Below are 23,325 nucleotides of genomic sequence, written 5' to 3'. Positions count from 1 at the left end.
CTCCTTCGAAACGGTTGGGACGGAAATCTCCGTCCGCATCAACTCACAACGCCCGCGGTTCGTTCGACCGAACGACCGCCTCATGGTTTGAGCATGACCTTTCCGGAAAACCGCTCAACACTTTTCCGAGGTCATGCTCTAGTTCTTCTCGATCCGGATCACCTGCGGCCGCCCACTGATCACCTTGTCCTTCTGCACGGCAGCGAGCGCGCGGCGCACGGCGTCCTCATGCGTGGCGTAGGTGATCAGGATGACGGGCACGGGGACCGCCTTGCCGTCAGCAGGCGCAGCGCCGCCATTGGGGTGACGCTGCACGATCGACTCGATCGAAATCTTCTGTTCTGCAAGCCGGGTCGCGATCGCAGCCGCAGTGCCGGGGAAATCGCGCGCGAGCAGGCGGATGTAATAACCGCCCTCATGCCGCTCCATCGGCGCCTTCTTGGTGTCGCGCAGCTGCGCGATCGGCCGGCCGAACGGATTGGCGCGGATGCCGCGCGCGACGTCGGCGATGTCGGCGACGACGGCCGATGCGGTCGCAGCGCCGCCCGCGCCGGGCCCGACCAGCGTGATCGGCGGAATGCCCTCGCCATCGATCGTGACCGCATTGGTGACACCCATCACCTGCGCGATCGAGGAGGATCTTGGAACCATGGTCGGATGCACGCGCTGCTCGATGCCCTTGGCGGTGCGCACCGCAACGCCGAGCAGCTTGACGCGGTAGCCGAGATCGGACGCGGCGCGCAGATCCTCCGGCGCGATGGATGAGATGCCTTCGACATACACCGCGCTTTGAGCAACTTTCGTGCCGAAGGCGAGGCTGGCAAGGATCGCGAGCTTCTGGGCGGTATCGTGGCCGTCGACGTCGAAGGACGGGTTGGCCTCGGCATAGCCGAGCCGCTGCGCGTCCTTGAGGCATTCGGCGAAGGACAGCCCCTCCTGCTCCATCCGCGTCAGGATGTAATTGCAGGTGCCGTTGAGGATGCCATAGACGCGGTTGATGCCGGTGCCGGCAAGCCCCTCGCGCAAGGTCTTGATGACGGGGATCGCGGCGCCGACCGCTGCCTCGAAATTCAGCGCGCCGCCGTGCTTTTCGGCTGCCTTGGCAAGCTTGATGCCGTGCTTGGCCAGCAGCGCCTTGTTGGCGGTGACGACCGACTTGCCGGCGTTGAGCGCGGCCTCGACCGCCGACAGAGCGGGATCGCCGGCGCCGCCCATCAGCTCGACGAAGCAATCGATACCGGGATGCGTGGCCAGCGCCATCGCGTCCTTGGCCCATTCCATGCCGCGCAGATCGATGCCGCGCTTCTTCGCTTTCGAGCGCGCGGTGACCGCAACGACGCGGATGCCGCGGCCGCTGCGGGCCGCGAGCACGCGGGCCTGCGTTTCAATCAAACGGACCACTTCGGCGCCCACGGTGCCGAGCCCCGCTATGCCCACTTTCAGGGGTGCAACCATGATGTCTTAGAAAACCTGCCGAAGAGAACTTAACGCCGATTGGCGAGCGGAACGACGTTGTGCAACGTTTCGATGCCGCTTTCAAGGAAGCGTCGCACGCCGCGCGCGGCCTGCCTGATCCGTTGCTCGTTTTCCACCATGGCGATGCGGACATATCCTTCACCATGCTCGCCGAAGCCGACGCCGGGCGAGACCGCGACGCCGGATTTCTCGACCATCAGGGTCGCAAACTGCATGCTGCCGACGCTGCGGAAGGCTTCCGGCAGCGGCACCCAGGCGAACATCGAGGCCTCCGGCGGTGGAATCTCCCAGCCGGCACGGCCGAACGATTCCACCAGCGCATCGCGGCGCTTGCGATAGGTGTCGCGCATCTCCTTGATGCAATCATCCGGGCCGTTCAGCGCGGCGGTCGCCGCGACCTGCACCGGCGTGAACGCACCGTAGTCGAGATAGGATTTGACGCGGGCGAGCGCGGCGATCACGCGCTCATTGCCGACCGCAAAGCCCATGCGCCAGCCGGCCATCGAATAGGTCTTCGACATCGAGGTGAACTCGACGGTGACGTCCATCGCGCCCGGCACCTGCAGCACCGACGGCGGCGGGTTGGCTTCGTCGAAATAGACCTCGGCATAAGCGAGATCGGACAGGATCAGGATCTCGTGCTTCTTCGCGAATGCGACAAGGTCCTTGTAGAAGTCGAGGCTCGCGACATAAGCGGTCGGGTTGGAGGGATAGCAGACGACCAGCGCGAGCGGCTTCGGGATCGAATGGATGATCGCCCGTTCGGCCGCCTCGAAGAACTGCGGCGTCGGCTCGGAGGGCACCGAGCGGATGACGCCGCCCGCCATCAAAAAGCCGAAGGCGTGAATCGGGTAGCTCGGGTTCGGACACAGGATGACGTCGCCGGGCGCCGTGATCGCCTGCGCCACGTTGGCAAAGCCCTCCTTCGAACCCAGCGTCGCCACCACCTGGGAGTCGGGGTTGAGCTTCACGCCGAAGCGACGCGCATAATAGGCCGCCTGAGCCCGGCGCAGCCCGGGGATGCCGCGGGAGGCCGAGTAGCGATCGGTGCGCGGCTTGCCCAGCGTCTCCTTCAGCTTCTCCAGCACATGCGCTGGGGCCGGCAGGTCCGGATTGCCCATGCCGAGATCGATGATGTCGGCGCCGGCATTCCGCGCGGCCGCCTTGGCCCGGTTGACCTGCTCGAACACGTAAGGCGGAAGGCGGCGGATGCGGTAAAATTCTTCCATGGCTCTCTGGGCTCCGGGCAACCGGTCAGGACAGAATCGACGGGACAGGACAGCGGCGCGAAAGGGGCTCAGTCTGGTCGCAAAAATCGCTCAAAATCAAAAGCTTAGAGCAATTATCGACAACGAAGACTGAAGTCGTTCGCCCTGACTCTCGGCTGAACCGGGATCTTTTAGCACGGCAAGGCCGGGGCGCCACCCGTTGGACGGCCTTATTTCGCGTCCTTGGCTGCCGTGGCCTGGCGATCACGCGCCGCAGCCAGCTCGGCTTCGATCTTGGCGCGCTGTTCCGGCGGGATGATCGCTTGGTCGCGCTCCGGCGGCAGGTCATGCACCGGCAGATATGTCCCCGGCTCCTTAGAATGCGCTTGCGCGTCCGCGGGCGTCATATCCGCGAGCTGGCTCGAACAACCGCCCAGCGCAAATGCCGCGCTCAGCAGCGCGCCATGGATCAGCAGCGACCTTTGTAGGACCCTCAACGCCAACACTTGGGAAATCCTCTACTCGTCCCAATGCAAGCTGCCGCACATTATCGCGACAACCTGCCCAAGCTCAAACCATTGCTGCCCACAAATGGAACGAGCGAGAAAACATCTAAGGCCCACGGCCCGAGAGTTGCACCGTGAATGTGACAAAACCAAGAAAATTTGTCGCAGTGCAGCACATCTTGGAGCGTGTTTAACGTCAAACATGCGAGCTTCGCGGTGACGAATACGGAATGAATCGTTACTGTTCTGCCCATGAGCATGGCCACCACCGACACGCCCAAACCCGACACAAAGTTCGATGCGGACGCCTTCGCGATGAATGTCGCGCGGGCGATGGAGAGCGGCGGCAAGGCGCTCGCTGCCTATCTCAAGCCGCGCGAGAGCGGCGAGGTGCAGGACCGCCCGCCGGCCGAGCTTGCGGAAGTGGTCAAGACCTTCACGTCGGTCGCCGAATACTGGCTGTCGGATGCGTCCCGCTCGTCCGATCTGCAGACCAAGCTCGCCAAGGATTATCTCGACCTCTGGGGCTCGGCGGCGCGCCGCATGGCCGGCCAGGACGCTCCGCCTGCGATCGCGCCCTCGCCGCGCGACAAGCGCTTTGCCGATCCGGAATGGAAGTCGAACCAGTTCTTCGATTTCGTGATGCAGCTCTATCTGCTCACGACCAAATGGGCGCAGGAGCTGGTGCGCGACGCCGAGCTCGATCCGCACACGCGGCGCAAGGCGGAGTTCTACGTCCAGCAGCTCACCAACGCGCTGTCGCCGTCCAATTTCGTGCTGACAAATCCGGAGGTGCTGCGCGAGACGGTGGCCAGCAGCGGCGAGAACCTCGCGCGCGGCCTGACGATGCTGGCCGAGGACATCGCCGCCGGCAAGGGCATGCTGAAGATCCGCCAGTCCAACCCGGACAATCTCGTCGTCGGAGTCAACATGGCGACGACGCCAGGCAAGGTGATCTACCAGAACGAGATGATGCAGCTGATCCAGTATTCGCCGACGACGGAGACGGTGCTGCGCACCCCGCTCCTGATCGTGCCGCCCTGGATCAACAAGTTCTACATCCTCGATCTCAAGCCGGAGAAATCCTACATCAAGTGGTGCGTCGACCAGGGCATCACCGTGTTCGTGATCTCATGGGTCAATCCCGACAAGCGGCTCGGCAACAAGAGCTGGGAAGACTACATGAAGGAAGGCCCGCTCACGGCGATGGACGTGATCGAGAAGGTCACCGGCGAGATGAAGGTGCACACCGCTGGCTATTGCGTCGGCGGCACCATGCTCGCGACCACGCTGGCCTGGCTGGCCGAGAAGCGCCGCCAGCGCGTCTCGTCCGCGACGTTCTTCGCCGCGCAGGTCGACTTCACCCATGCGGGTGACCTGCTGGTCTTCGTCGACGAGGAGCAGATCGCCGCGCTCGAGCAGGACATGAAGACGGCCGGCGTGCTCGAAGGCTCCAAGATGGCGATGGCCTTCAACATGCTCCGCTCCAACGACCTGATCTGGTCCTATGTCGTCAGCAACTATCTGAAGGGCCAGCAGCCGAGCGCGTTCGACCTGTTGCACTGGAACTCGGATGCGACGCGGATGACGCAGGCGAACCATTCCTATTACTTGCGCAATTGCTATCTGGAGAACCGGCTCTCCACTGGCACGATGGTGCTCGACAACACGCTGCTCGATCTCTCCAAGGTCAAGGTGCCCGTCTACAATCTCGCCACCCGCGAGGACCACATCGCGCCCGCGGAATCGGTGCTGTACGGCTCCCAGTTCTTCGGCGGTCCGGTGAAATATGTGCTGTCGGGCTCGGGCCACATCGCCGGCGTCGTCAATCCGCCCGCCTCGAACAAGTACCAGTACTGGACCAACGACAACATCAAGGACGTCAACGTCGCGCAGTGGATGAAGGGCGCCGTCGAGCACAAGGGCTCGTGGTGGCCGGACTGGCGGCAATGGCTGGGCGAGATCGATCCGGAGCAGGTTCCGGCGCGCAGCGTCGGCAGCGACGCCCTGCCCCCGATCGAAGACGCGCCCGGCAGCTATGTCAGGGTTCGCGCATAGCGGAATCGCCTGCGCTTTCGTATAGACTCCCGCTCACCGCAGCGACGACAGAGGGGACCGGACTATGACGCGCGAATTGTTCTGGCTGACACTGACGGTGATCCTGACCGGCATCCTCTGGATCCCCTACATCATCAACCGCTGTCAGGTTCGCGGTCTTTCCGGGGCCATGGCCAATCCCTCGCGCGGCGACAAGCCGCAGGCCGAATGGGCCAACCGGCTGATGTTCGCCCACGACAACGCGGTCGAAAACCTCGTGATCTTCGCGCCGCTGGTGCTGATCCTGAACGCGATCGACTATTCGACGAAATGGACCGCCCTCGCCTGCGCTGTCTACTTCTGGTCCCGAGTCGCGCATCTGATCGTCTATGCGATCGGCATCCCGGTATTCCGCACGCTTGCCTTCACGGTCGGCTTCCTGGCACAGGCCGTGCTGGCACTGGCGATCTTAAAGATCTTCTAGATATCCGGCCATCGCGCGTGATCAGCCCCGAGGTACCTTAAGTCGGCTTGCCCTTAAGAGCGCCTCGTCTTCGCGGATGGCTGGTCGGGGGCTCGGGCTCGCTTTTCACTTCTAAATCCAGCGGCAAGTCAAGCTGCCGGGGCTCTCTCATGATCCGCAAATTGAGCCGGTCACTTTTCAGCGTCACTTCTAGAGAGACGCCTAACTCGGAAAAGTGAACGGTACGCGGCTGATCAAGTTCCGAAAATCCAAAGAAGGTAAATGGCAATTCAACCGCGTCAGGACCAACCTCTCGAGAAAGCACCTGCGCAGAAAATGTATCAAGATTGATGCCCGTCTGCCCCGGTCCACCAATGCCAGTGCGAAGCAGAACCTTGCCAGTCTCAAAGCCACCGAGCTTTTCTCGCTTTGCATTTGCGGCAGCAACGACCTGCTCCAATGTCAGGCCATCCAACTTAGCAAGCGCTCGCACAACTTCGATTACATCGGCTAGCTCTACGCATCTCTCCTTGCTGCTCTCACTCTCACGGACTTCGATCGCCTCTTCGAGCACTTTTCCAATGAGAAACGATTGCAGAGTACTGCGAGGTACGGTCTTTGTCGCTTCAAGCTCCTGCCGAGCAGCGATCTTTTCGGGAATCCTATCTCGGACAAGCTTGCCAAATGACACGTTCTTCCGAACGCGCAAATGATCTTTCTCGCTGCTAGCAATCACCGTACAACCAAGCCGATTGAGCAAATAATATGCATGCGCGAGAGTGGATCCCTCAAGATCAATAGGCATCGGGCCCCAGACAATTTGGCGTTCGCGGAAGATTTACCGGCTTATTTTCTTTGCGCCTGACGCTCGTCCGAACCATGATATTGTCCGGCCCCAGCAAACGAGCGAATTCGTCGGCAAGAGCTCTAGTTGCAGATAGATTCCTAGTATCCGGCAACTTAGACAGCGGTATGTAGAATAGGTTGGGCTTGTGACTCTCTCCTTCTAGCCAAAGCTCTTTTAGGACCCGGAGCTTGTCCCAATGTTCGATCGCCGCTGAATCTGGCGATTGAATATAGTGACCCGCCCCGCCCTCAGCTGTGTGAATTGGCGAGATGGCGACCTGCCACGGATTGATGCCCGTAAGGTCTTCGTCTTCCTCATCGAGCTGCACTACAAAGAAGCGCGTGGCATCGCTTATCCACTCGACGTTCAGCCGGGTGGATTGCCCGCGCAACAACTCATTATTCACCCAAGCGCCAACCGAACCAAACAATCGTTCAAGCGACAAACCTGGCCTAGCCATCAACGGCGCGCCTACAGAGGCTGCTGCGTCGCGTTGTACGTTCAGCCGCAGACTCGTCGCGCGACTCTGCTCATGAGTTGTAATCTCCCACTGGTCGCGCGTCCGTGAAATACGTAGGAGGTTGCCAAACTCCCCGCGCCGCTTCGGCTCAAAGAACTGCTGAAGAACCAGCCCGCAAGCACGATTGCCTGCAGAATCCAAAACCTCTCTGCAGGCGGACTGGAAAGAAACAAGCCAAGTATCTGTGTTCAGGTCAACAGGGATCGACCTATAGCTGCCTCGATCCCAAATCGTCTCGCCGATGACGCTTGAACGAACAATGATTTGCTGACCACCGCCGGCAAGAGCACGAAGTTGTTCAACGACAGCTGTTCCAAGAGCGTCTGGCGCCAGGAGTCCATGCGACGCATCGGCACTGACAAGAATAAACGGCAACGTCCATGCCCGCGGAAGCGCCATAAGACCGGCGGCTTTTGGACCGAATATTTTGCGAGCATCTACCGTCTCCTCCCAAGCAGCTGGAGCCGTTGTTTGAGAATGGTAGAACCCATTCATTTTTCGCGAATTGTTCCGAACACGGCGTTGGCGATATTTGTCAGCAACCCGCTAACACCATCGGAGAAATAACCGATCAAGAAAGCCATTGATGCCGCACTGGCCGTTCCGCGTGACGCGTCACCCACATGACCCAAGATCATTCCGCTATCGAGCAGTGTAAGGACAGCGCATGCATAGACCCCACCGACGATCGGAACAAACAATCTCCAAAGCTGGCGATCAAGATGCCAGCTACCCTTGGCAACGGAGTGAATCAGCCACTTGATCGAAAACGTTGTCCCTCCGACGCCGCCGCTAAAAAATATCACGAACATACGCGGATCGACCTTCGCAGAAGCATCCGAGCCTAGCGCGGGAAATGGAATCGAATAAGAACTGCCAGAGAACGCTAGCGCGACCGCAGTGCCGGCGATCGCAATCAGTAGACCAAAGACAAGGGTCAACGATTCCCGACGGATATACTTGCGGGCTTCTGCCGAAAATTTCGATGGCCAATCATACGGCCGCCGACCGTCCGTATAGTCGGTGGTTTTCCCGGGAGTCGCCATTGGCGGGGCGCCATCGGAGGATTGCGGTGTTGCGCTGGCTGGCACATCAACCCGCTCAATCCCCGGCGCCCCACTCTCTGGCACTAGTCATCTCCGAACTATGCCGCACGCGATGCATTGAAAACTGTTTCGGCGACATTCTCAATGTGTGGATGAGACTTATAGTCCCAAACTGTCTCTCGTCCGACAATGCGTGCAATCGCCCTCCGAAAAAACTGTGACCCAGCCGCCTCTACCGATTGAGCGAGCAAAAATCGATTGCCGGTTCCCGCCACGAAATATGATTGCCGAGCATCAAGGGCCTCATAGGCGTCACCTTCACCAGAGAGCCACTGAAGGCAACCCTCGGCCTCTACTTCGGTGCAAAGCCTCTCAAACGAGAATGGAGGCTCAAAAAGGATATGAATATGCGCGTGATCGACGCCGCACCCGACAATCGATCGCGGCTCCGTCGCCCCGTGCTCAAACCAAACGACCTCCGTCAAATCGCGACGAAACGAATGGGCGATTTTCTCGACTGCCCGAAGTGGCGAGGTACCCTGATGCTGCCCCCAACGAGCTGCGTTCACAGCGTGATCTTTCGGGATACCTAGGACCCAATTCGGAACAATAGAACCGAGCGTAGGCGTTACGACCATTGGCCCAGTATCACGGAGCACCGTGTCATAAAGCGGTTTGGGGCAAGTCGTTGAGAATATATTTGCAAAACGTGAAGTGCGCACGGACCCCTCCGCCGAAAAATTCGAATCGCAGCGGTATTGTAAGCCTATTGCAGCCAAACTGCTGGAGAGATTCGGAAGATAGTCATTCCCCCATCAGACCGCAATACTAACTTACCCCCAAGTTGGGAGGCTCAAAAGGCGCAGAGGAAACGAATTGAAGAAAAAGATTAACGGGGATTGATCCATGCGAAAGGCACCGAAGCGATAGTCCCTGACCCCCCCTGCTGCGCGCCGTATCGCCTCGATGGGATGACCGAGCCGCTGTGGCGCGATTCTGGCCATTTCAGATAGCCGTCGGTGGCTCGAAGCGAAACGCCTTGTGCCGGCATCACGGCGGCGTGATCGCGAATGCCGCAGCCGAGCTCAAGGGGGCAAAGAAGAGCGCGAAACCCTTCAGCCGCGTCGACAATGCCTTCATCCAGTCCGCATTGGACTGGGCGTTGCTCCGATAGATTTCAGGATTAACCTTGCCCACGACAACCCTCTGCCTAAGGGAACAGCGCGATCTGCTCCAGCCCCATCGTTTCGGGTAACCCGAACATCAGGTTCATGTTCTGGATCGCCTGCCCGGCCGAGCCCTTCACCAGATTATCGAGCGTGGAAATGACGATCGCCCGGTTCTTGATGCGGTCGGCGACGACACCGATCTGCACATAGTTGGAACCGCGTACATTCTGCGTCTGCGGCAGCACGCCCTTTTTGGCGACGTGCACGAAGGGTTCGTTGACGTACGCCTTCTCGAGCGCGGCCCGCAAATCCTCGGGTGTCGCGCCATCGAGCTTTACATAGCACGTACAGAGTTCGCCGCGCGCCATCGGAATCAGATGCGGCGTAAAGTTCACCGTCACCGCAGAGCCGGCGGCGAGGCCGATCTCCTGCTCGATCTCGGGCGCGTGCCGATGCGTGCCGACCGAATAGGGCGAAAGCCCCTCGCCCGCCTCGCTGAACAACGTGTTCTGTTTCAGCCCGCGTCCGGCGCCGGTGACGCCGGATTTCGCGTCGATGACGATGTCGTCGACGTCGATCAGTTTGGCCTTCGCGAGCGGTACCAGCGCGAGCAGCGCCGCCGTGGGATAGCAGCCGGGACAGGCGACCAGCCGCGCCGACGTGATTTTCTCGCGATAGAATTCGGTGAGACCGTAGACCGCCTCGCCCTGCAATTCGAGCGCCCGATGCTCATGGCCGTACCATTGCGCATAGGTGCTCTTGTCCCGCAGCCTGAAATCGGCGGACATGTCGAGGACCTTGATCTTGGGATTTGCCTTAAGGACCGCGGCGATGATTTCCTGCGTGGTCCCGTGGGGCAATCCGCAGAACACAGCATCGAGCTTGCTCCAATCGACCTTTTCCCATTCCACAAGTTTAGGCAGGTCCAGCATGAAGAAATGCGGAAACACCTCGCTCATCGATTTGCCGGCATGGGTATTGGCAGTGAGTGCGGCGATCTCGGCATTCGGATGCCGCGCCAACAGGCGTACCGCGTCGGCGCCGGTGTAGCCGGAGGCGCCGAGAATGCCGATCTTCTTCGTGCTCATCACACGCTCCTCTAACGCTGGATCGGTTACGTCTCTGACAGCCCCAGCATCAGCCGCATGTTCTGCACCGCTGCGCCAGATGCGCCCTTGCCGAGATTGTCGAGCCGGGCGACCAGCACGGCCTGGTGATATTTGTCGCTGGCGAAGACGTAGAGCTCGAGCTGGTTGGTCTCGTTGAGCGCTTCCGGTTCGAGCCGGCCGCCCTTGGCCGCTTCGTTCTGAAGCGGCATCACGGAGACGTATTTCGAGCCGGCATAGCGCTTGGCGAGCGCGGCCTGCAGATCGGCACCGCTAGGCTTGCCGGGCAGCGTGTCGAGCTGCAGCGGCACCGAGACCAGCATGCCCTGCCGGTAATTGCCGACCGAGGGTATGAAGATCGGCCGCCGCGTCAGGTTGGAATAGAGCTGCATCTCCGGCAGATGCTTGTGCTCGAAGCCGAGGCCGTAGAGCTCGAAGGACGGTGCGCTGCCGTCTTCGAAGCTCGCGATCATCGACTTGCCGCCGCCGGAATAGCCGCTCACCGCATTGACGGTGACGGGATAGTCGGACGGCAACAGGCCGGCATCGACGATCGGTCGCAACAGCGCGATCGCGCCGGTCGGATAGCAGCCGGGATTGGAGACCTTCTTGGCAGCCTTGATCTTGCCGGCCTGATCCGGCGTCAGCTCCGGAAAGCCGTAGGCCCAGTCGGGCGCAACCCGGTAGGCGGTCGAGGCATCCAGCACCTTCGGTCCCGCCGCACCCATGCTGTCGACGAGGGCAACCGTTTCCCTGGCGGCATCATCGGGCAGACAGAGGATGACGAGATCCACCTCCTCCATCAACGCCTTCTTGGCGACGGGATCCTTGCGCTTGTCGTCGGCAATGGTCTTCACGACGACGTCGTTCTGGAGCTTCAGCCGCTCGTTGATGCCGAGCCCGGTGGTGCCGGAGCCACCGTCGACGAAGACGGTGGCCGGCTTCTTGGCCGCGCTGGCGGCCGGAGCTTTGGTGGTGTCGGCGACGGTCATGGCGCGCTCCCTTCGAGCATGTTCGTGTCTCTTGCGAAAACCTGTTCTGCGAAGGCTTGCGGCCTTGCCTGCCGCATCAAATGTGAGATCTGCTTGGCGGCGGCATCGCCCGCACCGAGCACATTGGCGATCGCTGCATAGTCGGCGTCGGACTTGTGCTGGTTCAGCTTGAAGCTGCCTTCGACTTCCTCAACCGTCATCATCAGGCCCACGATCGCCTTCTTCATCGTCTCCAGCCGGCACGCCGTCATCTTGCCCGAGGTCCACGGCTTCTTCGGCAGCAGCCAGCTCTCGAACTTGTCGCTCAGCGTGTCGATTTGCACCGACAGCTCCTCATCCGTCAGGAGGCGCACCAGCCCGCTCAGATGCACCGACTGGTAGAGCCAGGTCGGCACCTGATCCGGCGAGACGTACCAGTCCGGCGACACATAGGCATCGGGGCCGTTGACCGCGAGCAGCCAGGACGCCGCGCCATCCGCAAGCCTTAGCAGCGGATTGTGACGGGCGAGATGAAAGGAAGCTTGCGGCGTGCCGTCGGCGGCGTAAGTCAGATAGAACGGCAACGGCGAGGCGACCGGCTTCTTGCCGTCGAAGGCGCACATGGTGCCGAAGCCGCGCTCCTCGGCGAACTTCAGGCTCGCGGCGCGGTCCTGCTTGAAAACGGGTGGCGTGTACATCGTGGTCTCCTGCTGGGCCTCCTTGTGGGAGCCGCCGGATCAGATCGCGCTGACAGGAGAGAGAATGCCGCGGATCGGATCCAGCGGCAAAGACGATGATCTCAAACGCGATCGACCGCCCAAACCGCAAGACTGCGGCGGCGGCGACGGGCGAACAGGATGGTCGCGGCGTTGATCATGGCGCGGGGCTATAGAGCGAGATCTGGTTCCCGTCAAGGTGACCATTGTCATTCCGGGGCGATGCAAAGCATCGAACCCGGAATCTCGCACCACAATCTCGAGATTCTCAGGTGCGCAAGGGCGCACCGGAGTTCACTCGCTTCGCGAGCGCCCCGGAATGACGGGGCTTAGATCCCCCGCCACATCCATTCCATGATCTTGGCGAGCACGTCACCGAACAGCAGGAGCACGGCCGACCAGACCAGGGCCGAGATGAAATTGGCGACCTGGAAGCTCCAATAGGGCATCTCGAAGATGCCCGCCGCGAGCGGCACCGAGGCACGCAAGGGACCGAAGAAGCGGCCGATGAAGATGCTGGGGACGCCCCAGCTGCGGACGAACGCCTCGCCTCTGGGCAGCAACCCCGGATAGCGCGAGAGCGGCCACATCTCGGCGACTCTCTCCTTGTAGCGGTAGCCGAACCAGTAGGAGACCCAGTCGCCCAGCGCCGCACCGAGACCGCCGGCGATCCAGACCGGGTAGAAGCTGATGCCGCTCACCCCGATCAGCGCGCCGATCGCCACCAGTGCGCCCCAGGCCGGAACCAGCAGCGAGATGAAGGCGAGCGACTCCCCGAAGGCGAGCAGGAACACGATCGGGGCCGCCCAGGCCTGGTGAACGCGCACGAAATCGGCCAGGGCGTGCGCAAACTGCTCCATCAAAAATAGCCTTCCCGCCCCGTCTCAAGGTGCTGCTCGATGAAAAAGACTGGTAAGCCAAGGACTTGTGTGACATCAAGTCACAAAAGCCGGCCCAGCGCTAACGGGAACGTCAAATTGCCGGGATTTGGCTGCCCTGCGGCGTAAAATCGCCGGGATTGGCTCGCAACCACGCGGCCCGTCCGGCCCTGCGGTAACCTTTCCAAGTCAGAAGTGGCATAGTCGGCCTAACCGATTCGCCGCTGACGCGGCCCCTAAAGCACATCAAGACATATGTCCAAGCAATTGAAGCCTAAAGCAAAAGACGACTTTTTCGGCGGCGACGAGCCGAAGTCCCGTGCGCCCGCCAAGGGGGCGCCGCGCGGCGGCGGGGAAGCCGATTACACCGCGGCCGACATCGAGGTGCTTGAAGGCCTGGAACCGGTGCGGCGCCGGCCGGGCATGTATATCGGCGGCACCGACGAGAAGGCGTTGCACCATCTGTTCGCCGAAGTGATCGACAACTCGATGGACGAGGCGCTGGCTGGCCACGCGACCTTCATCGGAGTCGAGCTCAGTGCCGACGGCTTCCTGACCGTCACCGACAACGGCCGCGGCATCCCGATCGATCCGCATCCGAAATTCCCGAAGAAGTCGGCGCTCGAAGTCATCATGTGCACGCTGCATTCGGGCGGCAAGTTCGACAGCAAGGTCTACGAGACCTCGGGCGGTCTGCACGGCGTCGGCATCTCGGTGGTGAACGCCCTCTCCTCGCGGCTCGAGGTCGAGGTCGCACGCAGCCAGAAACTCTACCGCATGTCGTTCGAACGCGGCCACCCCAAGGGCAAGCTCGAGGATCTCGGCAAGGTCAACAACCGCCGCGGCACGCGCGTGCGCTTCAAGCCCGACACCGACATCTTCGGGCAAAAGGCCGCGTTCAAGCCGCAGCGCCTGTTCAAGATGACGCGCTCGAAGGCGTATCTGTTCGGCGGCGTCGAGATCCGCTGGAACTGCGCACCCGAGCTGCTCAAGGGCATCGAGGACGTGCCGGCGGAAGCCACGTTCCACTTCCCCGGTGGTCTCAAGGACTATCTGGCGGCGGCGATCCACGCCGACACGCTGGTGCATCCGGACATCTTCTCCGGCAAGTCGGGCCGCAACGGCGCGCACGGCGCCTGCGAATGGGCGGTGGCCTGGACCGCGGATGCCGACGGCTTCCTCTCCTCCTACACCAACACGGTGCCGACGCCCGACGGCGGCACGCACGAATCCGGCCTGCGCAGCGCACTGCTGCGCGGCCTGAAGGATCACGCCGAGCGCGTCGGACAGGGCAAGCGCGCCGCCTCCGTCACGTCAGAGGACGTCATGGTGGGCGCGGCCGTGATGCTGTCCGTGTTCGTACGCGAGCCTGAATTCCAGGGCCAGACCAAGGATCGTCTCGCCACCGCCGAGGCGCAGCGCATCGTCGAGCAGGCGATGAAGGATCCGTTCGACCATTGGCTGTCCGGCAATCCGAACATGGCCAACCGGCTGCTCGATTTCGTGATCGACCGCGCCGAGGAGCGGCTGCGCCGCCGGCAGGAGAAAGAGACCGCGCGGAAAACCGCCGGCAAGAAGCTGCGCCTGCCCGGCAAGCTTGCCGACTGCACCGACGCCGGCACCGAAGGCTCCGAGCTTTTCATCGTCGAGGGCGACTCGGCAGGCGGCAGCGCCAAGCAGGCGCGCGACCGCAAGACGCAAGCGGTGCTGCCGCTGCGCGGCAAGATCCTCAACGTCGCTTCCGCCGGCAAGGACAAGCTGACGGCGAACGCGCAGCTCTCGGATCTCGTGCAGGCGATCGGCTGCGGCCAGCTCGCGCAATATCGCGAAGAGGATCTGCGCTATCAGCGCATCATCATCATGACGGACGCCGACGTCGACGGCGCCCACATCGCCTCGCTCCTGATCACCTTCTTCTACCGGCAGATGCCGCGGCTGATCGACGAGGGCCATCTCTTCCTCGCGGTGCCGCCGCTCTACAAGCTGACCCACGGCTCGAAATCGGTCTACGCCCGCGACGACGCCCACAAGGACGCGCTGCTCAAGAGCGAGTTCAACGCCAATGCCAAGGTCGAGGTGAACCGCTTCAAAGGCCTCGGCGAGATGATGCCGGCGCAGCTCAAGGAAACCACCATGGATCCGAGCAAGCGCACGCTGCTCAAGGTGGTGCTGCTCGCCGACGACCGCGACACCACGGCGGATTCGGTGGAGCGCCTGATGGGCACCAAGGCCGAGGCACGCTTCGCCTTCATCTCGGACAAGGCCGAGTTTGCCAACGAAGAGCTGCTGGACGTCTGACTTGCGAGGCGGATGACACCCTTGGCCGCTGCCGAACCTGTCAAGAGCCCCGGCCTGACCGCCGGGGCTCTCTCGTTTCTGGGGCCGGTACGCCATCCGATCGGCGGCGTCGGGCGGCGACTCGGCCAGCGACTCACGGGGCCGAAGAGGGCTACGGAGGCTCAGGGCTGAGGCAGGATTGCCTCCATTTCGAACAAAGCCGAATTCGCTAACGAGAAGTTACCAAAAAACGCTTCTCACAAAATACTACATAATGCATTGAGATATCTAGATTATTGCGAATTTCGACAGGCACGTCCCCAACCCCCGCTTACCGGCGTTTTCCGGCAACTGTGCCTGCCCGGCAACAGCATTTCGGCGGGAAACGTCTATAGTCCGGGCCATCAGATGACACGAACTTCAGTGCGCTCGCGCCTGTTACGACAGACCAAGGTTGGGGATTTTGACATGAAGAAGGTTTTGTTCGCTCTGGCCGCGGTTGCCGCGATGACCGGTTCGGCTTCGGCCGCTGACCTGGCTGCCCGTCCCTACGTGAAGGCGCCGATGCCGGCGCCCGTCGCCAACTGGACCGGCTTCTACATCTTCGGCGGCGCCGGCGGCGGCGTCTGGGATGCGGACACCCACACCAACTTCGTTGGCGTTCCCGTGACGATCGATCAGCGCGTCGGTGGTGACGGCTGGTTCGGAACGGTCGGTCTCGGCTACGACTGGCAGTTCAGCGGCACCTGGGTGGCCGGCGTGTTCGCCGACGGTCAGTTCGGCAGCCTGCGCGGCAGCATCAACGATGAGTTCGCTGCGCTGACCGGCCGCATCAAGATGCAGGACGCTTGGGCCGCGGGCGTTCGCCTCGGCTATCTGGTTGCGCCGAACGTTCTCTCCTACGTCAATGCCGGTTACTCCGGATCGCATTGGTCGGGCGCTGGCTTGACCAACCTCGCCGGGACGGCTTCGGGCTTCCATACTGACTCGTTCAACCGCAATGGCTGGTTCGTCGGCGGCGGCGTCGAGAACAACCTGAACATCTTCGGCATCTCGGCGCCGGGCTGGTTCATGAAGACCGAATATCGTGCCGCCTACTACGATCGCAAGGACATTGCCGTCCGCACCGACGCCGGCAACGTCGCGACCACCGACTCGATCAGCTTCAAGCCCTTGGTGCAGACCATCAGCACCTCGCTGGTCTACCGCTTCAACTGGACCGGTCCGGTCGTCGCGAAGTACTGATCCGAACGCAAGTTCAGAACGTCAAAGCCCCGGCATCGTCCGGGGCTTTTTCGTTGTCCGCGCCTATCGGCCGATGCTTACCTTGAGTGAGCGGTCCTGGGATGACCTTGCGCACGGACATGCGTCCTCCCCATTGTATCCGAACCGAAGCTACGGCTAGTCTGGCGCCAAGTTTTCGCGAGAACGGCAATCTTTCGCGCCGAACACCGCGACAGAAGCAAACCGACGGGGAGGAATGCATGCGCAGATTTCTGCTGGTCGCAGGCCTGCTTGCGACGGCCGTCGGGCTGCTCTGGATCGGACAGGGGACCGGCACGGTGCCCTGGCCGCGATCGAGCTTCATGGTCAACCAGCTGCAATGGGCCGGCTATGGCGCTGCCATGGCCGGTTTCGGGCTGGTGCTGATCTGGCAGAGCAATCAATAAAAGAAACCAGGGAATACAAGCATGACATCCAGTCGGTTCGATCTCCGCGGCAAGGTCGCGATCGTGACAGGAGGCAATGGCGGCATCGGCCTCGGCATGGCGCGCGGCCTTGCCGATGCAGGCGCAGACATCGCCGTGGTCGGGCGCAACGAGACCAAGTCCAAGGCGGCGGTCGACGATCTCAGGCAGCGCGGCGTCCGGGCGATCGCGGTCGCGACCGACGTCACCGACAGGGCGGCGATCGAAGCCATGATCGCGCGCGTGGTGAAGGATCTCGGCCGCATCGATATTCTCATCAACAATGCCGGCATGAGCATCCGCAAGCCGCCGCACGAGCTCGAGCTCGACGAATGGAACAAGGTGATCGACACCAACCTGACCAGCGCGTTCCTGTGCTCGAAGCTCGCCTATCCGCACCTGAAGGCATCAGGCAACGGCAAGGTGATCAACATCGGCTCGATGATGTCGATCTTCGGTGCGAGCTTTGCCACCGCCTATGCGGCAAGCAAGGGCGGCATCGTGCAGTACACCCGCGCCTGCGCCAACGCTTGGGCGCCCGACAACATCCAGGTCAATGCGATCCTGCCGGGCTGGATCGATACCGACCTCACCCGCGGTGCGCGGCAGCAGGTCTCTGGATTGCACGAGCGGGTGCTGGCGCGCACGCCTGCGGGGCGCTGGGGCGACATCGACGACTTCGCCGGTATCACCGTATTCCTCGCATCGGCTGCCTCGAACTTCGTCACGGGCACCGCGATCCCCGTCGACGGCGGCTTCTCCGTGATGGCCTGAGGCGGACGCGGGCCGCAAATCCAACGGTGCAAAAAAAAGCCCCGGACCAAACCGGGGCTTTTGAATTTGGCAGTGCTTTTCTTGATCGTTGGTCGCGTTGCGTCGACGTGCTCAGTAACGGGCGATGGTCGGGGCGTCGAACTTGTAGCTCGCGCGCACCACGGCCCATTGGATGTCGCGCGGCTTGGTATCGAAGGTGTAGTTTCCCGAGGTGCCGCCGAGCTGATAGGTCTGGCTGGCGAAGGCCGCGTAGTTGTATTCGAGACCGACGATCCAGTTGCGGGTGACGCCGTATTCCCAGCCGGCGCCGACGGTCCAGCCGTTGTGCCAGTGGGTCTGGCCGCCCGAACCCGAAACACCGACGGTGTCGCTGACCGACAGTCGGTTGTTCACGCCGGCATAGCCGCCCTTGATGTAGAAGAGGTTGTTCTGCACGGCGAAGCCGGCGCGGCCGACCACGGTCGCGAGCACGTTGGCACGCCAGGAAAACACGTCGTCCCCGGCACCGAACACCGTGTTCGTGAACGTGCCCTTGTTGTCGAGGCCGGAGATCGTGCCTTCCATGCCGAACACGTAGTTGTTGGCCTGCCAGTTGTAGCCGATCTGGGCGCCGCCCATGACACCCGAATTGCGCTGACGGAAGCCTTGCCCAACCGAAAGGTCGCCGAACGGCGCGCCGGTCCCGTTGTTGATGAACTGCTCGTTGGTCCACGCGCCGCCGATGTGGCCGCCGACATAGAAACCGGTCCAGTTGAACAGCGGCTCGACATAAGCGGGCGCCTTGGTGTAGCGCGCGCCGAGATCGGCGGCGGAGGCAGCACCGGTCGAAACCAGAGCGGTCGTGCAGGCGAAGGCGGCAATCAACTTATTACGCATGGTACACCCCGTGTCCTTTGATGGGCGCACGGTCACAGACGGCTCTTACTAAAATTGAAATCAACACGGTTAACGTGGCCGACGAGCCCGCATCGGGCTGCAAATCGGTCAGCGCTGTTGCAGGCGCGCAACGCCTCGCGCGCAATTTAGCACGGCGTTATCCCTACCGAAGTCCTGCCTGGGATCCCGGCGCGGCCTTCGAGTGCACGTGCTCGGGCCGCACCCCGAGTGCAATCAGGCGCGCCGGAATGCCCTGCAGCCATGGCAGTGCGGTGATGACGCGTACGATCAGCGGCACCTTCAGTGGCCGGTCGCCGCCCTGCAAGGCACCGCTGATGATGTTGTTCTGCACGACCACCTGCATTCGCTGCGTCATCTTCACCGGAAACTCGCGACGACGGCGCACGGCATCGAGCTCATCCTCGGGCGGGCAGCCGTGCTGCAGCTTGTCCGCCAACAGATTGGCGGCCGCCACCGCGTCCTGCACGGCCAGATTGACGCCGACGCCGCCCACCGGCGACATCGCATGGGCGGCGTCGCCGATGCAAAGCAGGCCCGGCCGCGTCCAGCGCGCCATGCGGTTGATCGCAACGGTCAGCAGCTTGACGTCGTCGAAGCTCTTCACGTCAGCGATGCCGGACCTGAGGATCGGCGCCATGCGCACGACGTCGTCAAGCAGCGCCTGCAATCCCCTCGCCTTCACCGCCTCGTGCTGTCCCTTGGCGATGACGTAGGCGCATTGCCAATAGTCGCCGCGGTCGAAGGTGATCATCATCTTGCCGCGCTCGACCCGGGCGAACACGTTCTCGGTCTCGTCGGGTCTGCGGCCGGCGCGAAACCACAGCACGTCCATCGGCGCGCCGACCTCCTCGACGGCAAGGCCTGCGCGCTCGCGCACCGTCGAATGCCGGCCATCGCAGGCGATGGTGAGATCGGCTTCGATGTCGATGGTGCCGCCTGGCGTCTTCGCTCGTACGCCGGCAATCGTCTCGCCGCGGCGGATCAGATCGACCGCCTCCGTGCTCATCATCACCTCGAGCGAGGCAAAGCGCCGGCCGGCCTCGCGCAGGAAATTCAAGAAGTCCCATTGCGGCATGAACGCGATGAAGGGGTATTTGGTGCGGAGCCGACTGAGATCGGCGATGCGCACCGGCGTGCCGCCGAACAGTCCGTCCATTTTCTGCAGGCGCTGGTGCGGCAGCTTCAGGAAGCCGTCGATCAGGCCGAGCTCATCCATCACTTGGAGCGTCGAGGGATGCACGGTATCGCCGCGGAAGTCACGGAAGAAATCCGCATGCTTCTCCAGCACCACGACCTCGACGCCGGCTCGCCCCAGGAGATAGCCGAGCATCATGCCGGCCGGCCCTCCGCCGACGATGCAGCAGCGGACCTTTCTCGTCCGGTTCGATTGCTGGTCGGATATCATTGCAGCCAGAATCCGCGATGCGCGTATCGATCAAGAATGCCAGACACAAGACAACGCCAAAGCGCGATGCGATTAGGATGAACCGTCAACGCGTTCTAGCCTATTGTTTGAGCATGATCTTTTCGGAAAACCGCTGCTCCCTCCTCCGGATCATGCACTCGTGCGGTTGAATTCAACTGGTCGACTTCAGACTAGGGAGCGATCACGGCAGCGTTCAGATGTCCGGAATTCATTTGGCCGCATCGGATTTCGTCGGCACCTCGCCGCCATTCTCGACACACTTTTTATAGAATGCCGCTTGGTCGCTCCCGGAGCCTTTTGCGCTGCCCGCCGCAGGATTGCCGGGAACACGCGGCGGGAAGGTCTTCGCAACAGCTGCATTGCATTTTTTTGCGACCTCGGCAGTTATTGCAGGAGCAATGCTTGTCGATAGGACGAGGAAAAATGCGGCTGCGGTAAGTCTTTTCATGAGGTAGTCTCCCTCCCATCGAAGCGGCTGCGGCAGCTCAAATGCCACTTTATAGTCCACTCCCTTCGAGGGACAGCGTCATTGCGTCCTAAGAAGGCCAACCTTCTGCGCCGCACTCCGATAACGATTTGCCAAAGGCGCGAGTTCCACTTGCAACGACCCGGACCACGCCCTCTCAATTGTTGCTGCGGTTCGCGCTCTTAAAGCTCTTGATCTCGGAGACGCTGCCGTCGCGATAGGTCAGCTCCACCGAGACGGACTGCGTGCCTGGGGCGAGCTTCATGTAGAGCGGCATGCCGGCGGTGATCGCGCTGGGGTCGCGCATGTCGCAAGGCGGCATCTTCAGAACCTGGTTGGGCACGGCGGTGTCGATGCCGATGCGCACCTCGCGGATGGCGCAGCGATAGGACACGAGGTGCGTGTAGTAGACCAAGAGCCCGTTGAACTCGCGGAACGACAGCCAGCTCGTCGCGGTCATGTCGAGGATCTTGCGCTGGTCGCGGATCAGCGCGGCCTCGGGATCGAACCTGATCGGGAACGGGCCCTGCATGTCGCCGGCCTGATCGACATAGCGGACCTCGATGGTGCCGGCCTGCGCATCCGGCGGCAATTCGATCGACGGGTTCGGCATCCGCTTGCGCGTGCGCGGATCGAGCGTGTCGATGAATCCGGTCTCGCGGAAATCGCCCTTGCCGGCCATGCGCCAGGAGATGCCGAGCGTCGGGTCGGCGAATGAGAACACCACGCTCCAGCCGCCATTGTGCCGCGAGAAGCTCGCGATCGGCGCGTTGGTGGCCTCCTCCTTCGGCAGTTGCGGCACTGACACCGGCGGCAACGCCGCGAGCTTCTGCGGCGGCGGCTCGTCCGGCCGCGTCGCGGCATCCTTCGCCATGCCGCTGAGGAACACGTCATCGACCATCTGGTCGAAATAGACCGGCACCTGCCTGTGCTTGACGGTATCGGCCATCTCGCTGACGGCGCGGCGGGTGCGCTGCGCCACCTGCACGAGGGTCTCGCCGGGCTTGAGCAGCTCCCTGGCGAAGGTGCGCGTGAACACCGAATTCGGATTAGTGTCGTCGCTGGACAGACGGTCGAGCGCGGTCTGGCGCGGACCGGCCGAGAACACCGAGAACACGCCTTCGGGCAGTTGCGTCATCGGCGCAAGTCCGCCGCCGCCGGCGACGGCGCGGGTGCCCTTGCGCTCGAACGGATTGTTGCGGCAGGCGTCGAACACCAGGATCGACGTCCGCGCCTTCTTGTTCTGCAGGCGCTCGATGATGCGATCGGCGAGGATGGAGGCGTCGCGCACCAGCTCCTCCTGCCCTTCCGTCGCCGCAGGCACGTCGGTCGGCAGCAGATAGTTCTGGCCTGCGATCTCGAAGCCGTGCCCGGCGTAGAAGAAGAACGCGGTATCGCCCGGCTCGATCGCCTTGTCGAAGGCGAGCAGCGTCTCCGAGAATTGCTGCCGGTTCTGGTTCTCCGCGACCATCACCGAGAAGCCGAGCTGCTTCAGCGTGTCGCCCATAGTGCGGGCGTCGTTGACGGCCTTGAGCAGCTTGGGGACGTTCCTGTAGTCGTTGTTGCCGACGACGAGGGCGACGCGCTTCTCGGCATGGGCCGGAAGCGCAAGGCCACTGAGGCCAGCTGCCAGGCCAAGCGCCGCCAGAATTCTGAAAAGCCGACGCGTCATCGCAAGTTTCCCGTTGCAGAGCGGCGCCAGGCCGCTGCCTTCGAACGGCAGTTCATTGGACCCTTTGCCGCTGAGTGATAGTCGGCCGAGACGCAACGGCGGTTCAAGGACCTGGGCTCCGGTTCCATGATCTGGCTATGGCAGATTCCCTCGGAATCTGCTCTTTCTAGGGCAATTGCGCTGCAAGCGGGGGCTACCGTGTATCGCTGGTGTACCGACGAGGTCGAGCCGAACGATCGCTTCGACTATTGGCGCGAGGTGCGCTCCAAGGGACTGTTCGGCGTCACCGCCGAGCTCGAGCGCGAACGGCGCACGGATTTCTTCGGCGAATTCTCGTTGCGCCAGCTTGGCGGCGCCGGTCTCGTCGAGCTGAAGGCCTCGGCCTACACAGTCGAGCGCAGCACGTCCGACATCGCCTATGCGCCGGGTGACGCCATCTGCGTTTATCAGCAACTCGGCAGCGGCGGCTGGTTCGGCGGCATGCGCGGAAACGACTTTGCGATCGCCAACGGCAGCTTTGCCACCAGCCACACCGACCTGCCCTACCGCACCACGCCGCTCGGCGCAGGCGGCTTTCATCTGCGCATCCTGAAGATTCCGGTCAGCAGCATCCCGGCGCAGGACAAGCGCATGCGCGAGCTTTCGCCGAAGACATTCGCTGATTCCACCCTGTCGCCCCTGCTCGGTGCCTGCTTTGCCGAGCTCGGCGCAGCGTCCACCGACGAAGGCGCCGAGGACGCGACCTCCCTGGTTCAGGCTTTGGCCCATCTGGCGCTGATCGAGCGCGGCATCGTGCGGCCCGGTAGCCGGCGCGGACAGGCCGCGCTGCGGACCGCCCGCCTCTCGCAGGCCAGACGCCTGATTGCGCGCCATTTGCAAAACCCGGATCTGGCGCCGACCATGGTGGCCGACGACCTCGGGGTGTCGGTGCGCCACCTGCACATACTGTTCGAGACAGCGGCGAAAAGCTTCTCGCAGACCGTGACGGACGAACGGCTGAAGCAGAGCCGCCGCCTAATGCGCGAGGCGCCGGAGCGGCTGATCGCCGATATCGCAGCCGCCTGCGGCTTCGAGAGCCTGGCGACCTATTACCGGGTCTTCAACGCCGCCTACGGCATGGCCCCCGGTGACTTCCGGGCCCAGGGCTCGGAGGGACGCTAGCCGCCGTTTTGGCGGCGCCGG

Annotated in this window: 23 protein-coding genes; 8 read left to right on the top strand and 15 right to left on the bottom strand. The window is 62.5% G+C overall.

Annotated features, from left to right (window positions below):
• Nucleotides 1–138: 138 nt before the first annotated feature.
• From X268_RS14070 to X268_RS14060, 3 genes are all read right to left on the bottom strand, one after another.
• Entirely contained in the window at nucleotides 139–1,455 is a 1,317-nt protein-coding gene (locus tag X268_RS14070; RefSeq protein ID WP_128925510.1) for a homoserine dehydrogenase, read from the bottom strand.
• Between the two features lie 29 nt (nucleotides 1,456–1,484).
• The gene (locus X268_RS14065; protein ID WP_128925509.1) at nucleotides 1,485–2,705 is read right to left on the bottom strand and encodes an LL-diaminopimelate aminotransferase; all 1,221 of its coding nucleotides are present in this window, start codon (nucleotides 2,703–2,705) and stop codon (nucleotides 1,485–1,487) included.
• Nucleotides 2,706–2,914: 209 nt separating this feature from the next.
• Nucleotides 2,915–3,190 (bottom strand): hypothetical protein, encoded by a 276-nt coding sequence (locus tag X268_RS14060; protein WP_128925508.1) that lies wholly within the window; start codon nucleotides 3,188–3,190, stop codon nucleotides 2,915–2,917.
• 252 nt (nucleotides 3,191–3,442) lie between these two features.
• Here X268_RS14060 and X268_RS14055 point away from each other — a divergent pair, with 252 nt between their 5' ends.
• Both X268_RS14055 and X268_RS14050 read left to right on the top strand, forming a co-directional pair.
• Nucleotides 3,443–5,248 carry a PHA/PHB synthase family protein gene (locus X268_RS14055; protein WP_164937713.1) on the top strand — a complete coding sequence of 602 codons (1,806 nt, stop codon included), beginning with the start codon at nucleotides 3,443–3,445 and terminating at the stop codon, nucleotides 5,246–5,248.
• A gap of 64 nt (nucleotides 5,249–5,312) precedes the next feature.
• Entirely contained in the window at nucleotides 5,313–5,711 is a 399-nt protein-coding gene (locus tag X268_RS14050; RefSeq protein ID WP_128925507.1) for an MAPEG family protein, read from the top strand.
• A 37-nt stretch (nucleotides 5,712–5,748) separates the two neighbouring features.
• Here X268_RS14050 and X268_RS14045 read toward each other — a convergent pair whose 3' ends face one another.
• The 3 genes from X268_RS14045 to X268_RS14035 are packed head-to-tail and all read right to left on the bottom strand — an operon-like array spanning nucleotide 5,749 to nucleotide 8,103.
• Nucleotides 5,749–6,495, bottom strand: a complete 747-nt coding sequence (locus X268_RS14045; RefSeq protein ID WP_128925506.1) for a nucleoside triphosphate pyrophosphohydrolase — start codon at nucleotides 6,493–6,495, stop codon at nucleotides 5,749–5,751.
• Complete coding sequence (locus X268_RS14040; protein ID WP_128925505.1) at nucleotides 6,485–7,552, bottom strand: hypothetical protein; 1,068 nt, start codon at nucleotides 7,550–7,552, stop codon at nucleotides 6,485–6,487. The genes X268_RS14045 and X268_RS14040 overlap by 11 nt, the downstream gene beginning before the upstream one ends.
• The gene (locus X268_RS14035) at nucleotides 7,549–8,103 is read right to left on the bottom strand and encodes a hypothetical protein (RefSeq protein WP_128925504.1); all 555 of its coding nucleotides are present in this window, start codon (nucleotides 8,101–8,103) and stop codon (nucleotides 7,549–7,551) included. Before X268_RS14035 ends, X268_RS14040 begins: the two co-directional genes overlap by 4 nt.
• Before the next feature lie 284 nt (nucleotides 8,104–8,387).
• On the opposite strand from X268_RS14035, the gene X268_RS14030 reads away from it, so the two are divergent.
• Entirely contained in the window at nucleotides 8,388–8,696 is a 309-nt protein-coding gene (locus X268_RS14030) for a hypothetical protein (protein WP_128925503.1), read from the top strand.
• A gap of 457 nt (nucleotides 8,697–9,153) precedes the next feature.
• Here the strand turns inward: X268_RS14030 and X268_RS39855 are convergent, their stop codons facing one another.
• The 5 genes from X268_RS39855 to X268_RS14005 form a co-directional block, all read right to left on the bottom strand.
• Complete coding sequence (locus tag X268_RS39855; RefSeq protein WP_208764438.1) at nucleotides 9,154–9,300, bottom strand: hypothetical protein; 147 nt, start codon at nucleotides 9,298–9,300, stop codon at nucleotides 9,154–9,156.
• 13 nt (nucleotides 9,301–9,313) lie between these two features.
• Complete coding sequence (gene argC / locus X268_RS14020) at nucleotides 9,314–10,360, bottom strand: N-acetyl-gamma-glutamyl-phosphate reductase (RefSeq protein ID WP_128925502.1); 1,047 nt, start codon at nucleotides 10,358–10,360, stop codon at nucleotides 9,314–9,316.
• Between the two features lie 26 nt (nucleotides 10,361–10,386).
• The gene (gene argC / locus X268_RS14015; RefSeq protein WP_128925501.1) at nucleotides 10,387–11,370 is read right to left on the bottom strand and encodes an N-acetyl-gamma-glutamyl-phosphate reductase; all 984 of its coding nucleotides are present in this window, start codon (nucleotides 11,368–11,370) and stop codon (nucleotides 10,387–10,389) included.
• The gene (locus X268_RS14010; RefSeq protein WP_128925500.1) at nucleotides 11,367–12,047 is read right to left on the bottom strand and encodes an FMN-binding negative transcriptional regulator; all 681 of its coding nucleotides are present in this window, start codon (nucleotides 12,045–12,047) and stop codon (nucleotides 11,367–11,369) included. Before X268_RS14010 ends, argC (X268_RS14015) begins: the two co-directional genes overlap by 4 nt.
• Before the next feature lie 347 nt (nucleotides 12,048–12,394).
• Nucleotides 12,395–12,925, bottom strand: a complete 531-nt coding sequence (locus tag X268_RS14005; protein ID WP_128925499.1) for a DedA family protein — start codon at nucleotides 12,923–12,925, stop codon at nucleotides 12,395–12,397.
• Between the two features lie 273 nt (nucleotides 12,926–13,198).
• Here X268_RS14005 and parE point away from each other — a divergent pair, with 273 nt between their 5' ends.
• The 4 genes from parE to X268_RS13985 all read left to right on the top strand — a co-directional run bounded on the left by parE (nucleotide 13,199) and on the right by X268_RS13985 (nucleotide 17,682).
• Nucleotides 13,199–15,241, top strand: coding sequence for a DNA topoisomerase IV subunit B (gene parE / locus X268_RS14000; RefSeq protein WP_128925498.1), 2,043 nt, complete (start codon nucleotides 13,199–13,201; stop codon nucleotides 15,239–15,241).
• A 447-nt stretch (nucleotides 15,242–15,688) separates the two neighbouring features.
• A complete protein-coding gene (locus X268_RS13995; RefSeq protein ID WP_128925497.1) occupies nucleotides 15,689–16,465 on the top strand; it encodes an outer membrane protein in 777 nt (258 codons plus the stop codon).
• A 239-nt stretch (nucleotides 16,466–16,704) separates the two neighbouring features.
• Nucleotides 16,705–16,890 carry a hypothetical protein gene (locus X268_RS13990; RefSeq protein WP_008558617.1) on the top strand — a complete coding sequence of 62 codons (186 nt, stop codon included), beginning with the start codon at nucleotides 16,705–16,707 and terminating at the stop codon, nucleotides 16,888–16,890.
• Nucleotides 16,891–16,911: 21 nt separating this feature from the next.
• Entirely contained in the window at nucleotides 16,912–17,682 is a 771-nt protein-coding gene (locus X268_RS13985) for an SDR family NAD(P)-dependent oxidoreductase (RefSeq protein ID WP_128925496.1), read from the top strand.
• Between the two features lie 111 nt (nucleotides 17,683–17,793).
• Here X268_RS13985 and X268_RS13980 read toward each other — a convergent pair whose 3' ends face one another.
• The 4 genes from X268_RS13980 to X268_RS13965 form a co-directional block, all read right to left on the bottom strand.
• Entirely contained in the window at nucleotides 17,794–18,558 is a 765-nt protein-coding gene (locus tag X268_RS13980; RefSeq protein WP_128925495.1) for an outer membrane protein, read from the bottom strand.
• A 163-nt stretch (nucleotides 18,559–18,721) separates the two neighbouring features.
• Nucleotides 18,722–19,984, bottom strand: coding sequence for an FAD-dependent oxidoreductase (locus X268_RS13975; RefSeq protein ID WP_128925494.1), 1,263 nt, complete (start codon nucleotides 19,982–19,984; stop codon nucleotides 18,722–18,724).
• Nucleotides 19,985–20,213: 229 nt separating this feature from the next.
• Nucleotides 20,214–20,453 (bottom strand): hypothetical protein, encoded by a 240-nt coding sequence (locus X268_RS13970; RefSeq protein ID WP_128925493.1) that lies wholly within the window; start codon nucleotides 20,451–20,453, stop codon nucleotides 20,214–20,216.
• Nucleotides 20,454–20,628: 175 nt separating this feature from the next.
• A complete protein-coding gene (locus X268_RS13965; RefSeq protein ID WP_128925492.1) occupies nucleotides 20,629–22,143 on the bottom strand; it encodes a caspase family protein in 1,515 nt (504 codons plus the stop codon).
• Between the two features lie 198 nt (nucleotides 22,144–22,341).
• Here X268_RS13965 and X268_RS13960 point away from each other — a divergent pair, with 198 nt between their 5' ends.
• Entirely contained in the window at nucleotides 22,342–23,304 is a 963-nt protein-coding gene (locus tag X268_RS13960; protein ID WP_128925491.1) for a helix-turn-helix domain-containing protein, read from the top strand.
• The last annotated feature ends 21 nt before the right edge of the window (nucleotides 23,305–23,325 follow it).

It is taken from the genome of Bradyrhizobium guangxiense (assembly GCF_004114915.1).
In the GTDB taxonomy this organism is placed as follows: Bacteria; Pseudomonadota; Alphaproteobacteria; order Rhizobiales; family Xanthobacteraceae; genus Bradyrhizobium; species Bradyrhizobium guangxiense.
Note: the sequence above shows the minus strand (reverse complement) of the source record. Positions and strands in the feature narration are given on the sequence as shown.